Source organism: Rhabdonatronobacter sediminivivens (genome assembly GCF_013415485.1).
Lineage (GTDB): Bacteria > Pseudomonadota > Alphaproteobacteria > Rhodobacterales > Rhodobacteraceae > Rhabdonatronobacter > Rhabdonatronobacter sediminivivens.
Genome location: NZ_JACBXS010000002.1, coordinates 160,215 through 173,642, shown reverse-complemented (window position 1 = coordinate 173,642; position 13,428 = coordinate 160,215). Strand labels below are relative to the sequence as shown.

The 13,428-nt window shown below is 66.9% G+C and carries 12 protein-coding genes and 1 tRNA gene; 8 read left to right on the top strand and 5 right to left on the bottom strand.

The features are described from left to right. Positions 1-651 (top strand): hypothetical protein (locus tag HUK65_RS01785; protein ID WP_235441702.1); only part of this gene is annotated, 651 nt, incomplete at its 5' end. Positions 652-1,240: 589 nt separating this feature from the next. On the opposite strand, the gene HUK65_RS01780 is transcribed toward HUK65_RS01785, so the two are convergent. From HUK65_RS01780 to HUK65_RS01770, 3 genes are all read right to left on the bottom strand, one after another. Next, positions 1,241-1,328 (bottom strand) — tRNA-Ser (locus tag HUK65_RS01780). 99 nt (positions 1,329-1,427) lie between these two features. Further along, positions 1,428-1,706: a DUF4389 domain-containing protein gene (locus HUK65_RS01775; RefSeq protein WP_179904401.1), complete on the bottom strand. Its 279-nt coding sequence runs from the start codon at positions 1,704-1,706 to the stop codon at positions 1,428-1,430. 224 nt (positions 1,707-1,930) lie between these two features. Continuing rightward, positions 1,931-5,545 (bottom strand): hydantoinase B/oxoprolinase family protein, encoded by a 3,615-nt coding sequence (locus HUK65_RS01770; RefSeq protein ID WP_179904400.1) that lies wholly within the window; start codon positions 5,543-5,545, stop codon positions 1,931-1,933. A gap of 147 nt (positions 5,546-5,692) precedes the next feature. Here HUK65_RS01770 and HUK65_RS01765 point away from each other — a divergent pair, with 147 nt between their 5' ends. The 6 genes from HUK65_RS01765 (at position 5,693) to HUK65_RS01740 (ending at position 11,129) form a co-directional block, all read left to right on the top strand. Continuing rightward, positions 5,693-6,676, top strand: a complete 984-nt coding sequence (locus HUK65_RS01765; protein ID WP_235441701.1) for a TRAP transporter substrate-binding protein — start codon at positions 5,693-5,695, stop codon at positions 6,674-6,676. Between the two features lie 71 nt (positions 6,677-6,747). Further along, entirely contained in the window at positions 6,748-7,302 is a 555-nt protein-coding gene (locus HUK65_RS01760; protein ID WP_179904399.1) for a TRAP transporter small permease, read from the top strand. Next, positions 7,302-8,606: a TRAP transporter large permease gene (locus HUK65_RS01755; RefSeq protein ID WP_179904398.1), complete on the top strand. Its 1,305-nt coding sequence runs from the start codon at positions 7,302-7,304 to the stop codon at positions 8,604-8,606. Before HUK65_RS01760 ends, HUK65_RS01755 begins: the two co-directional genes overlap by 1 nt. Further along, positions 8,603-9,139: a winged helix DNA-binding protein gene (locus tag HUK65_RS01750; protein ID WP_235441700.1), complete on the top strand. Its 537-nt coding sequence runs from the start codon at positions 8,603-8,605 to the stop codon at positions 9,137-9,139. Before HUK65_RS01755 ends, HUK65_RS01750 begins: the two co-directional genes overlap by 4 nt. Positions 9,140-9,286: 147 nt before the next feature. Further along, a complete protein-coding gene (locus HUK65_RS01745) occupies positions 9,287-10,216 on the top strand; it encodes a hypothetical protein (protein WP_179904396.1) in 930 nt (309 codons plus the stop codon). Positions 10,217-10,304: 88 nt separating this feature from the next. Further along, a complete protein-coding gene (locus HUK65_RS01740) occupies positions 10,305-11,129 on the top strand; it encodes a universal stress protein (protein ID WP_179904395.1) in 825 nt (274 codons plus the stop codon). A gap of 7 nt (positions 11,130-11,136) precedes the next feature. Here the strand turns inward: HUK65_RS01740 and HUK65_RS01735 are convergent, their stop codons facing one another. Then, positions 11,137-11,709 carry an antibiotic biosynthesis monooxygenase family protein gene (locus tag HUK65_RS01735; protein ID WP_179904394.1) on the bottom strand — a complete coding sequence of 191 codons (573 nt, stop codon included), beginning with the start codon at positions 11,707-11,709 and terminating at the stop codon, positions 11,137-11,139. A 119-nt stretch (positions 11,710-11,828) separates the two neighbouring features. Between HUK65_RS01735 and truA the strand changes: the two genes are divergently transcribed. Beyond that, positions 11,829-12,596: a tRNA pseudouridine(38-40) synthase TruA gene (gene truA / locus HUK65_RS01730; RefSeq protein ID WP_179904413.1), complete on the top strand. Its 768-nt coding sequence runs from the start codon at positions 11,829-11,831 to the stop codon at positions 12,594-12,596. 4 nt (positions 12,597-12,600) lie between these two features. On the opposite strand, the gene HUK65_RS01725 is transcribed toward truA, so the two are convergent. Beyond that, on the bottom strand, positions 12,601-13,395 hold the full coding sequence (locus HUK65_RS01725) for an alpha/beta hydrolase (protein ID WP_179904393.1): 795 nt from the start codon (positions 13,393-13,395) through the stop codon (positions 12,601-12,603). Between the last annotated feature and the right edge of the window lie 33 nt (positions 13,396-13,428).

Below are 13,428 nucleotides of genomic sequence, written 5' to 3'. Positions count from 1 at the left end.
CGAAGCCCCACGCCAAGCCGCTTCCTGAAGGCTTCAGGCCGCCGAACCGGCCCTGAAAGGCAAAAATCGAGGTGCCCCCCTGGAGATATGATCGGGATTATGTGGGATTACGAAGCCGAGGCTTTTGTCGTCACAGACATCATCGGCAACTGGGCACCGCCTGCTCTCGCAGGACCGGAGGTCGCGCAGCCACATGACGCAGAGTTGTGGATGCTGTGGGGCGCTATGCACAACCTGCGGTCCACGCTGCAAGAAGCCGGTGTGATGCGTGAAGCCGAAATTGGTCCGACTCTGTTGCCGGGGACACTGGAACTTGTAGGCACCACAGGGGCGGGAGAGTTTGTCGAGGAAGGTCAGTATTGGAGCCTGTTTCACAACAATTTCGGGAATTCAGGACACCTCACGTTCGCTGTGGAAGAAGGGAAGACATATCGCATTGTTTTTCAGGTGCTTCCCGACAGTCCTGACGTTGCGCGCCTTTACACAAACTCGATCAACACCGGAGGCACGGGCAATTTCGCCCAAGGCGAGGTGCATACGCGGGAGTTTGTGGCGGGCGGCACCGTGGCCAGCCTTGGTGCCCGCGCCGCCGGTGGCACGTCCGACACTGTCTATCTGCGTGTTTTTGCAATGAACGAGGTGCTGTCGTGAGCGGGGGCGGCTGGGGCGCGCGTACGCTCGGACGACGCCACCCGCGTTCACCGGCCTCAGCTATGCGTTCGACGCATAGCTGAGGCCGCGCCACGGATTTGCATCGCTTCAAGGCGGAGTGGCCCGTAAGTCATTGATATTACGAAACTAGGAACAGGGTGGAAAAGGTGGAAGAAAATTTCCATGTCAGCGCCAACCGACGCCACCCCAGAGAGGCCCTGTAATCGGGGATTTCATACGCATTCACAGTGCCTTGAACGATTGAAGCCGCGACGACTCTCTCACCTCGCCTCCGCGCTCAGGCCACTTAGAATTGTTCAAAATGTCCCACTTTCCGGAGGGCGAGCACCTCGTCCGCCGATCCCATCCACGTCGCAACGCGTTGAATTACCGCCAAATCCCGGCTTTACGCACGTATTCCCACAAATCCCCGGCCACTCCTCGATCTGGGACATGTTCGTTGCGCGTTACAAGATGGCGCGGCTTTTGCTTCCGGCATATTCCGGGGCAAGCCTTGTCGATGTGGGGGATGTCGTGGGGGTCTTATTTTCGGCTTTATCAATAAAAACAAGATTTTAATTAGCATGTATGGCGGAAGGGGTGGGATTCGAACCCACGGACCCTTGCAGGTCGCCGGTTTTCAAGACCGGTGCAATCGACCACTCTGCCACCCTTCCGCAGCGGCCAGCCGCGGGCTGACGTCCGCACCCTGACCTGCCCGTGTGCTTAGCGTCCGCCTTGGGCGCGTTCAAGGGCATTCTCTGATGGATCGCGGTTCAGTCCATATCGCGCCAGGGCCAGGGTTTGGCATCGGTGGCGATGCTCAGATAGCGCGCGGCCTTGGCGACCCAGGCGCCGACCATGCATCCGAAATCGGCCAAACGCTCGTTGGGTTCGCGGTTGTTGACGAGCAGGATCACGAATTGCACCACGCCGATGGCGAAAAGGATCGATTGGGCAAGGCTGATCATCATGGCAAGCAGGATCATGTAGACCAGTCGCAAGAGCAATTCGTCCCGCTGTGGGGGCGGCATCGGATCGGATGGCTGGTTCATGGCGGTCCCTGCGCTGCATATCTCCCGGGCGCGGCGCCGCATCCCTGCTGCGCCGCGCACAGGGTAGCGCGCCTCTGCCCCTTGTGGAAGCGCGTTTGCCGTGTTGGCGCTCCGCTCCGACAACCGGGGCTGCGAAACCGCCGAAGACCCTGCCTCAAGGGCTCGAGGCGGGACCTCTGCCTGTGCCCCCGGGGCTGCTCCTTGCGCCGGGGGCGGCGCTCGTCTCAGCCACCCTGGGTGCCGAAACCGCCAGCTGTGGGGGTGATGATGGTTACGGCTTCACCGGCCTCCAGCACGGTCTGGTCGCAGGCGTTCAGCAGTTCGGTGCGGCCATTCTTGCGGCGAACCTCGGTCCGGCCGGGTTCTCCGGCGCCGCCGCCGGCCACGCCCTGGGGTGCGCGGCTGCGGTGCGAGGACAGGATCGCGCAATCCATCCGCTCCAGGAACCGCAGGGTGCGGGTGGTCCCGTCCCCGGCCCGGAACGCCCCCTGCCCGCCTGAGCCGGACCGAAGGGCGAAGTCCTCCAGCATCACCGGAAAGCGCAGTTCCAGCACCTCCGGGTCGGTCAGGCGTGAGTTGGTCATATGCACATGCACGCCCGAGGTGCCATGAAACCCCCGCCCGTCATTCATCCGCCCGGCGGGAGAGCCCGAGCAGATGGTTTCATAATACTGATGCCGGTCATTGCCGAAGGTCAGGTTGTTCATGGTGCCCTGACTGTTGGCAATGGCACCCAGCGCGCCGAAGATGGCGTTGGTGACGTGCTGGCTGGTTTCCACATTCCCGGCCACCACCGCGCGGGGGTATTCGGGGGCTAGCATCGAGCCCTTGGGCACGATGATGCGGATGGGCCGCAGGCAGCCCGCGTTCATGGGGATCGGGGATTCCACCATCACCCGGAAGCAATAGAGCACGGCGGCGCGGGTCACGGGTTCGGGCGCGTTGAAATTGTTTTCCTGCGCGTCCGAGGTGCCGGTGAAATCCACCGTGGCGGTGCGCGCCTCGCGGTCCACGGTGATGGCCACGCGGATCACCTGCCCGGTGTCGGTGGGGTATTCGTAGCTGCAATCCTCCAGCTTGCCCAGCAGGCGGCGGACTTCTTCGGCGGCATTGTCCTGAACGTGGCCCATATAGGCCTGCACCACCTCCAGACCGAATTCGTCCACGATCCGGCGCAGTTCCGCCGCGCCGCGTTCATTGGCGGCCACCTGCGCCTTGAGGTCGGCCACGTTCTGGTCCGGGTTGCGGCAGGGATATGGGTGATCGGTCAGGACGCGGCGCAAGGCGTCCTCGCGGAAGCGGCCGCCCTCGACCAGCTTGAAATTGTCGATCAGGACGCCTTCCTCGTCCACGGTCGTTGCCAGAGGCGTCATCGACCCCGGCGCGGTGCCGCCCACATCGGCGTGATGCCCGCGCGCGGCGACCCAGAACAGGACCTGCGCGCCCGCGTCGTCAAACACCGGCGAGACGACGGTGATATCGGGCAGATGCGTGCCGCCATTATAGGGCGCGTTCAGGGCGAACACATCGCCCGGGCGCGGGTCCGGGTTCAGGCGGATCACGGTTTCCACGCTGCGGTCCATGGACCCCAGATGCACCGGCATATGCGGCGCATTGGCCACCAGCGCGCCCTCGGCATCGAACACCGCGCAGGAGAAATCCAGCCGTTCCTTGATGTTGACCGAATGCGCCGTGTTCTGAAGCGCCACGCCCATCTGTTCGGCGATGTTCATGAACAGGTTGTTGAAGACCTCCAGCAGGATCGGGTCCGCCTCGGTCGTGCCTGCGGCGCTGCGGCGGGACTGGGCCTCATGCCGGGTCATCAGCACATGATCGGCGGGGGTGAGCGTGGCGCTCCAGCCCGGTTCGACGACGATGGTCTGGTTGGCCTCGATGATGAGCGCGGGGCCGCGGATGGTGTCGCCGGGGGTCAGCCCCTCACGCCGGAAGATGGCGGCGTCATGCCAGCCCCCGCCAGACCAGAGGCGGCGTGTGGTGTCGCTGTGGGCGTCGCGCGTGTCGGTGGGTGGTGCGGCATCGGTGGCCGTGTCGGCGCGGGTTTCGGTGCCTTCGACCTCCACCGCCTCGACCACCACGGGGGCTTCGGGGCTGGTGAAGCCGAATTGCGCCTTGTGCGCGGCCTCGAACGCAGCGCGGGCGGCGCCTTGGTCGCCGTCATAGGGGATTTGCAGCGCGGTGTCGGTGCCGTCATAGCGCAGATGCAGCAGGCGGCGGCTGCGGGTGTCGCGCACGCCCTGGGCGGCCAAGTCATCGGCCACCTGCGCGGCCAGCGCGTCCAGCGCGGCGTCGATTGCGCTCGCGTTTTCGGGCGCCAACCGCTGCACAAGGCCCTGCTGGCGGCTGGCTTCGACCCGCGCCAGGCCGATCCCATAGGCCGACAGGAGCCCCGAAAGCGGATGGATCAGCACCGAATCCATGCCCAGCGCATCGGCCACCAGACAGGCATGCTGCCCCCCTGCCCCGCCAAAGCTGTTGAGCAGGTAGCGCGTCACGTCATAGCCGCGCTGAACGCTGATCTTCTTGATCGCATTGGCCATGTTTTCGACCGCGATCTGCAGGAAGCCCTCGGCCACCTCCTCAGGTGCCTTGCCCTCGGCCTCGGCGATTTCCGCAAAGCGGGCGGCCACGGTGTCACGGTCCAGCGGCAGGTCCTGACCGGGGCCAAAGATCGCCGGGAACAGGTCCGGTTGCAGCTTGCCCAGCATGACGTTGGCATCGGTCACTGTCAGCGGCCCGCCACGGCGGTAGGCTGCGGGGCCGGGGTCCGCCCCTGCCGAATCGGGGCCGACGCGAAAGCGGCCCGGTTCAGCATGCAGGATGGACCCGCCGCCGGCCGCAACCGTATGGATGCGCATCATCGGCGCACGGATGCGCACGCCTGCAACCTCGGTATCAAAGGCGCGTTCATAGTCGCCCGCGCAATGGGCGACATCGGTGCTGGTTCCGCCCATGTCAAAGCCGATCACCCGGTCGAACCCGGCGTGGCGCGCGGTTTCCACCATGCCGACCACGCCGCCTGCGGGGCCTGACAGGATCGCGTCCTTGCCCTGGAACGCCTCGGCCGCCGTCATCCCGCCCGAGGACATCATGAATTGCAGCGTCGGCCCCGCTTCGCCCGCCGGGGTCGCGCCCAGGGCATCGGCGACGCGGGCCACATAGCGGCGCAGGATGGGCGAGAGATAGGCATCCACCACCGTGGTATCGCCGCGCCCGACCAGCTTGATGAGCGGCGAGACCTCATGGCTGACCGAGACCTGGCCGAAACCCATGGCGCGCACCGCGTCTGCCAGCGCGACTTCATGCGCAGGGTTCTTCCAGGCATGCATCAGCACGATGGCCAGCGCGTCGATCCCTTCGGCCTTCACCTCCTCCAGCGCCTGTGTCACGGCCTCAGGCGCCAGAGGGCGTTCGACCGATCCATCGGCGTGCAGGCGCTCGTCAACCTCGATCACCCGCTCATAGAGCTGTTCGGGCAGGAGGATCTCCTTGGCGAAGATATCGGGCCGGGCCTGATAGGCGATTCGCAGTGCATCGCGGAAGCCGCGGGTGATCAGCAGCGCCGTGCGGTCGCCCTTGCGCTCCAGCAGCGCGTTGGTGGCCACGGTGGTGCCCATTTTCACCCTGCCGATGCGGGCCGGGTCTATCTGCCCGCCCAGCAGCCGCCGGATCCCTTCGATCGCTGCATCTTCATAGGCTTCGGGGTTGTCCGACAACAGCTTGAGCGGATGTACCGCCCCATCCGGCGCCCGGCCGACCACATCGGTAAAGGTGCCACCACGGTCGATCCAGAAATCCCAGCGCGCTGCGTTTTCGGACATCTTTCCCTCCTGCTGCAGGCGCCGACCGCCCGTCACTGATAAATCGTTGACAAATTGAAAACGTGTGTCAACCTCTGAATGACGCAGCGGCAGCTTCGTTGCGCAAACGCCCGCAGCAGACCGGGCACAGACAGGGAGACTACGCATATGACCATTCCCGCCAAACACAGCCTGTTCGGTGCCGCGCTGGCGCTTGTCGCCATGCCCGCCGCAGCGCAGGTCCAGAACTGGGACATGCCCACACCCTATGGCGATGGCATCTTTCACACCCAGAACATCATGCAATTTGCCGATGATGTGCGCGAAGCCACCGATGGCGAGATCAACATCACCGTGCATTCGGCCAATTCCCTCTTCGGCCATGCCGAAATCAAGGATGTGGTGCGTCAGGGCGTGGTCCCGCTGGGCGAGATCCTGCTGTCGCGGCTGGCCAACGAAGACCCGATTTTCGGCATCGATTCGATCCCCTTCCTGGCTGCCAGCTATGACGATGCCGCCGCCCTGTGGGAGGCGTCACGCCCCGCGGTCGAGGAGAAGCTGGCGGCAGAGGGGCTGAGCGTGCTGTTTGCCGTGCCCTGGCCGGGCCAGAGCCTGTATCTGCGCCAGCCGGTGACCCACCCCAGCGAAATGGAGGGGCTGAGCTTCCGCGCCTATAACGTGGCGACCGAGCGGCTGGCCGAGTTGCTGGGCGCCGTGCCTACGCAGGTCGAGGAAAGCGACATTCCCACCGCCTTTTCCACCGGACGGGTCGAGGCGATGATCACCTCGCCCTCCACCGGGGCGAATGCGCGCGCCTGGGATTTCACCTCCCATTACATCGACACGCAGGCCTGGCTGCCCAAGAATATCGTGCTGATCAACAGCTCGGCCCTGCAGGGCCTGTCGGATGAGGCGCAGGAGGCCCTGATGACCGCCGCCGCCGCCGCCGAGGAGCGCGGCTGGCGCATGTCCATGGCCGAGACCGAGGAAAAGATCGCCGCCCTGGCCGATGGCGGCATGGAGATCATGGAGCCTTCGGACGCGCTGGCCGAACGCCTGACCGAGATCGGCGGCACCATGACCGCCGAATGGCTGGAAGAGGCCGGTGATGCCGGACAGGCCGTGGTGGATGCCTACAACGACCTGCGCTGAGCGCATCACGGGCGGGGCCATCGGTCCCGCCCGATTTCCTTTCACCTGCATATCCATGCGGAGGAGCCTTCATGCGCAGGGTTCTGGACACGATCTATGGCGCAGCCCTGGTGGGGGCGTGCCTGGCGATGATCGCCATTGCAACGCTGGTGCTGATCCAGGTCACGGGCCGGATGCTGGACCGGGGCCTGATCCTGCTGGGGTTCAGCCGCCTGGGCATTGCGGTGCCGTCGCTGGCGGAAATCGGCGGGTTCCTGTTCGTGGCGTCCTCGTCGCTGGCGCTGCCCTACACGCTGCGCGCGGCGGGGCATGTGCGGGTGACGTTGCTGTTGCGGCTGGTGGGACCGGCAGTGAACCGGGCGCTGACGGTGCTGGTGCTGGCCGCCGGTCTGGGGCTTGCGGTGTTTGCCACCTGGCATATCGGGCTGCGGATGCTGGACACCTATACCATGGGGCGGGTGTCTTACGGGCTGCTGCGCATTCCGCTGTGGATCCCGCAGGCGGTGATGACCACGGGCTTTGTCATCTTCTGCCTGGCCCTTCTGGATGAACTGATCACCGCCCTGCGCGGCGACCCGGCCTTCAGGGCCGAAGAGAAACGCCGCGAATCCGAAGGGGCGAAGTGATGGACCTGACACTCCTGTCGATCATCCTGGTGATCACGCTTTTCGGGTTCCTGCTGATGGGACTGTGGGTGGGGTTTGCGCTGCTGGCCGTGGGGCTGGTGGCGATGGAACTGGCCTCACCCGCCCCCGCCGGAACGGTGCTGGCCACGCGGATGTGGGGGTCGCTCAATGTCTGGGACCTGACGGCGCTGCCCATGTTCATCTGGATGGGCGAGATCCTGTTCCGATCCCGGCTGTCATCGGACATGTTCACCGGGCTTGCGCCCTTCACCCGGCGCCTGCCCGGGGGCTTGCTGCACGTCAACATCATGGGCTGCGCGCTGTTCGCCGCCGTGTCCGGATCCTCGGCGGCGACAACGGCGACGGTGGGCAAGATGTCCCTGCCCGAACTGCGCGCGCGCGGCTATGATCCGCGCATCGCCATCGGCACGCTGGCGGGCGCGGGCACCTTCGGCTTTCTGATCCCGCCCTCGATCATCCTGATCGTCTATGGCGCGGCGGCGGACCAGAGCATCGCGCGGCTGTTCCTGGCGGGGATCCTGCCGGGGCTGATGCTGGCGGCGCTGTTCGCGGGCTATGTGATGATCTGGTCGCTGATCAACCGCGATGCCATGCCGCCCCCGCCCGAAAAGCCCAGCCTGCGCGAGCGGATGCGCGCGCTGGCGCTGCTGATGCCGACGGTGCTGCTGATTGTGGCGGTGATCGGGTCCATCTATGCGGGCCTTGCCTCGCCGACCGAGGCGGCGGTGGTGGGCGTTGTGGGGGCGCTGCTGATTTCGGGGCTGTCGGGGGGGCTGGACCGGGCAAGCTTTGTCGCCAGTCTGCGCGGCTCGGCCATCACCGCCTGCATGATCGCCTTCATCCTGGCGGGGGCGTCATTCCTGACCGTGGCCATGGGCTTCACCGGCATCCCGCGCCTGCTGGCCGCCTGGATCGGCGAGCAGGGCTATTCGCAATTCGCGCTGCTGTCGGCGCTGCTGGTGTTCTTCATCGTGCTGGGGTTCTTTCTGGACGGGATCTCGATCGTGGTGCTGACCACCAGCGTGATCCTGCCCATGGTGCTGGCGGCGGGGATTGATCCGATCTGGTTCGGCATCTTTTTGGTGCTGGTGGTGGAGATGAGCCAGATCACGCCGCCCGTGGGGTTCAACCTGTTCGTGCTGCAATCCATCACCGGGCGCGGCATTTTCGAGATCGCGCGCTATGCGCTGCCCTTCTTCCTGATCCTTGTCCTTGCCACCGCCATTCTGGCCCTGTTTCCGGAGATCGCCCTATGGTTGCCCGGCACAATGCTGAGCCGATGACCCCGAGCAACGCATCAAAGCCCCGGCCCGAGGTCGGCCCGGTCGTCAGTTCGGCCCATCTGGCGCAATCGGAGTTGCCGGCGCTCTCCGAGGTGGAATTCGCCCTGACCATGGCCAACCATGCCTTTCAGCGCTGGATGGTGCGCTGCATGGAGGCCGCGGGCGGCCCTGCCCTGTCGCCGCTGGAGGTGCTGATCGTGCATCTGGTCCATCATCGCGCCCGGCCCAAGACCCTGGCCGATATCTGTCTGGTGCTGAATATCGAGGACACGCATCTGGCCAATTATGCCATCCGCAAGCTGGTGGGGCACGGGCTGGTGAAACAGGGGCGCAAGGGCAAGGAAAAGACGGTGTCGATCACCGAGGCCGGGGCAGCGCTTTGCACCCGCTATGGTGAGATCCGCGAGGCGCTGGTGGTCCGTGCGGCGCGCCAGATGGGGCATGACCCGCTGGATATCTCGCGCATGGCGGCAATGCTGCGCACGCTTTCCGGCGCCTATGACCAGGCCGCGCGGGCGGCTGCGGCCCTGTGATCCGGTTTGGCGTTGCGACGCGGAGCGCGCGTTCCGCGCGCAAGCCTTCTGGCACATGCGTGCGGTCAAGGGGGCATTCTGCCCCCTCTGCGCCTGCGCGCATTCACCCCCTGAGAGTGTTTGCAGCAAGATGAAACAGGGGGCGGCGTGATCGGGGTTCTGGGGCTTTGTGCCCGCTACGGGCGCGTCTGGCTGGTGGGCGGGCTGGTGGTGGGGATTGCCCTGCCCGATCTGGCGCTGGCGTTGCGGCCCCTGATTGCGCCGATGGTGGTTCTGCTGCTGTTTCTGGCGGTGCTGCGGCTGGGGCCTGAAGGGGTTCGCGCCGGGCTGGACGGGATGCCGGGGGCCATTGGTGCGGTGCTGATGCTGCAGTTGGTGCTGCCGTTCCTGGCTGTCGCGGGGTTTGCGGGATTGGGCTGGCTGGGGCATCCGCTGGCGCTGGGGGTCGTTCTGATGCTGGCGGCGGCGCCCATCACCGGCAGTCCGAATCTGGCAATCATGGCGGGTGCTGCACCGGCACCTGCCTTGCGGCAGCTGGTTCTGGGGACCGCCCTCTTGCCATTGACCGCCTTGCCGGTGTTCTGGTTCATTCCGGCCTTTGGCAGCCCCGCGGCGGTGATCCGGGCGGTGGCGGAGTTGCTGGTCCTGATCCTGCTGGCGGGCGGCGTGGCGCTGGCGTTGCGCCTGGGCGATGTGGTGCGTGGCGGGGCGCAGACCGAGAAGGCGCTCGACGGGGTGGCGGCGATTACCCTTGGCGTTGTGGTGGTGGCGCTGATGTCAGCCGTGGGGCCGGCGCTGCTGGGGGGCGGCGGATTCTGGGCAGCGCTGGCGGTCGCCATGATCGCCAATCTGGCGCTGCAGATCGGGGTCAGTGCGCTGTCGCGCAAGCGCACGCCCGTGGCCGCGCCCGCCATGGGCATCACGGCGGGCAATCGAAATATCGCGCTGTTCCTGGGCGTGTTGCCGGACAGCGCGGTAGAGGTGTTGCTGCTGTTCATCGGTGTCTATCAGATCCCCATGTATCTGACGCCGATGCTGCTGACGGGGTGGTATCGGCGGATGGCGCGGGGGCATTGACGGGCGCGCCGGGCTTGCCAGCGGCCGTGCAACTCGGCTAGGGCAAGCGGGTCAACTGTGCTATGAGCGGCGCAAAGCGGGGGGCGGGATGGAGAGGATCATTGCCGCGACGGATCTGACGCGGCGTTCGGCGCGGGTGCTGGGCCGGGCCGTTCGGCTGGCGCGCAACCTTGGCGCCGAGGTGGTGTTTGTATCCGTCCTGCCCCTTGAACGGGGCGGCGTTGTCCGGCGCGCCCTGCGTCCTGCCCTGACGCCCGAGGCGGTTCTGGACCGATTGCGCGCCGAGGCCGCGGGTCACGAAGGGGTTGCCATCGACTGCCGCGTCCTGGAGGGCACCCCCGAGGCGGCGCTTCATGCGCTGGCGCAGGAGTGTGGCGCGGGGTTGATCATCCTGGGCCTGCACAAGGAACGGCGGGTGCTGGATGTGCTGCGTCTGACCACCATGGAGCGGATCGTCCTGGCCTCGGACCTGCCGGTGCTGATTGCGCATCGCCCGGTGGCAGCGGATTATGCGCGGGTGCTGGGGTCGGTGACCTTTTCGCACACCTGCGCGCGGGCGCTGCAGGTTGCAGCGCGGATTGCGCCGGGTGCCAGTATCCATGCGATCCACGCCCTGCAGATGCCGCTCCGCGACAAGCTGTCCCCCACCGACCCGGAACAGACCCGGTCGATGACCGAAGCCGAAGTGATGCGCTCGGCCTTTTGCGCCATGGACGGCGTGCCCGACACCCTGCCCGAGATCATCATCGGCGGCGTGCATGAGGTGTTGCGCTTCCGGATCGAAGAGCTGCGGCCGGACCTGCTGGCACTGGGCACCCATTCCGGGCGGGACCCGGGGGTGCTGGGCAATTACACGCGCGATCTGATGCGTGCGCCCCCTTGTGACATTCTGGTGGTCAAGCCGCCGGTCTGAGGGCGGGTCATTGTTGCGGGGCCTCGGCCCGTTCGAACATGCCGTAATCGCGGGTGATGGCATAGGCGGCAGCCTCGCGCAGGACGGGGGCAGTGTGGACCCGGTCAAACAGCGCCTCGGCGGCCTGGCGGTTCGGCAGGGAGGCGAGGCAGGCGAAACGCCCGGGGGTGTTCACGCTTTCGAAACTTGCAAAGGCCGGGTCCTGCGCGGGGGTGTCGGCGTAAAGGACCACCAGATGCGGGCGGTCGGTGGCGGTCTGCACAGGGGCATCGCTGTCGGTTTCGGTGCTGTGGTGCAGGACGCGTTCGCCGACGCGGATGCGATAGTCCTGGAAATGGACCTTGCGGCCCGCGGTCTGCGAGCGGCGGTGTTCGGGGTCACGGCGCCAGCCGATGATGGCATCCTCATCCTGCCAGAGCTGGTGCGAGAGCAGCACCTGGTCATCCTCCAGCGCGCTGTAGCGTTCCAGAAACACCAGGCCGGGGTGGCGGGCCAGCACCGGGCGCAGGCGGTCCACATGTTCGAAATAGTGCTTCAGGTGCCCGGGAAGGGGGCGGACCTCGAAGAACAGGGCGTGCATGGGCTTGGTCTCCTGTCGGTCTGTTCGCGGGGCGGCACTCTGCACCATGGCGCGGGCGGGGGCAAGCGCGCGGCAGAAAGGCGCTTTTCCCGGCGGCGGGGATGGGCTATCGCGCGGTCATGCCACGGTATGCGTTTCTGATCGAATATGACGGCACGCCCTTTCGGGGCTGGCAGCGGCAGGCCGGGCAGCCGTCGGTGCAGGCGGCGGTGGAGGCGGCGATTGCCCGGCTGGAGCCGGAAGCGCCCGGAATTGCCGCCGCCGGGCGCACCGATACCGGGGTGCATGCCACGGGTCAGGTGGCGCATTGCGATCTGGCGCAGGGGTGGGACCCGCTGCGCCTGCGCGAGGCGCTCAACCACCATCTGCGCCCGGCCCCGGTGGCCGTGCTGGCCTGCGCGCGGGTCGAGGATGCGTTTCATGCGCGGTTTTCGGCGGTGGAGCGGCGGTATCTGTTCCGGATCCTGAACCGCCGCGCCCCGCCCGCGCTGGCTGCCGGGCAGGTCTGGCATCTGCGTCACCCGCTGGAGCTGGCGCCCATGCAGGCGGCTGCGCGGCATCTGCTGGGGCATCATGATTTCACCACCTTTCGTGCCAGCCAGTGCCAGGCGCATTCGCCCCTGCGCACGCTGGATGAGCTGACGGTCTCGGCGCAGCCGGTGCCCCATGGAACCGAGTATCACTTTGCCCTGCGGGCGCGGTCCTTCCTGCACAATCAGGTGCGCAGCATTGTCGGCACGCTGGAGCGTGTGGGCGCCGGGGCCTGGGCGCCCGATGCGGTGCGCGATGCCCTGCAGGCGCGCGACCGCGCGGCCTGCGGGCCGGTGGCACCGCCGCAGGGGTTATGCCTGACCGGGGTAGGCTATCCGCACGATCCGTTCGCCTGAGGCGTCAGGGCGGGATCATTCGGGCCACCGCCGCGCGCAGGGTCGGCACGAAATCCGGGTGTTCGTAGAGCGTGTTATGTCCGGCGCCGGGGATGGTGCGGTCCAGCACCAGATTCGAGGCGACTTCGCGCAACGGCGCGGTGCGTTGCGCGGGGATGATGGTGTCGGACCCGGCCGCGATCAGTGCGACGGGGGCCTGGACGCCTTCGAGGTCCCGGGCGACCTCCATCCGATGGCGCAGAAGCAGGCGAACCGGCGCCCAGGGGTAATGGCCCTGCGCCAGATTGGTCAGCGAATCGAAGGGGCTGACCAGCACCAGCCCGGCCAGATCGCGGCGGGCGGCCAGATGGGCGGCGGGGCCCGAGCCGAGGCTGAGGCCGACGGCCACCACGTTCCGGGCCTGCAGGTGGTCATGGATGGCCAGGGCATCTTCGGCCAGCGCACGGGCCGAGGGGCGGCCGCTGGAGGGGCCGTAGCCGCGATAGTGGAAGACCACGATCCGATGGTCGGGCATGGCGGCGCGCAGGTAATTTGCCAGCGCGTCGGCGGGCCAGGCATTGCCGCCGAAGCCCAGGATCACCGGCAGGTCATCGCGCGGGCCGGGCAGGTCCATGCCATGGAGCGTGACGCCGCCGGGGCGGTCGACCTGCAGGCGGCGGGTGTCGCTCGGCAAACGCGACTCGGCCCCCGACATCGCCCAGCGCGGAAAGATCAGCGCTGTCTGCGTCAGCGCCAGAGCCGCCACCACCCCCGCATAGAGGAGGGCCGCAGCAAGGGCAAAGCGCCAGAGGGTCGTCATCAGGGGGCCTCCGTTGGCTGGGTTGCGTGGCAG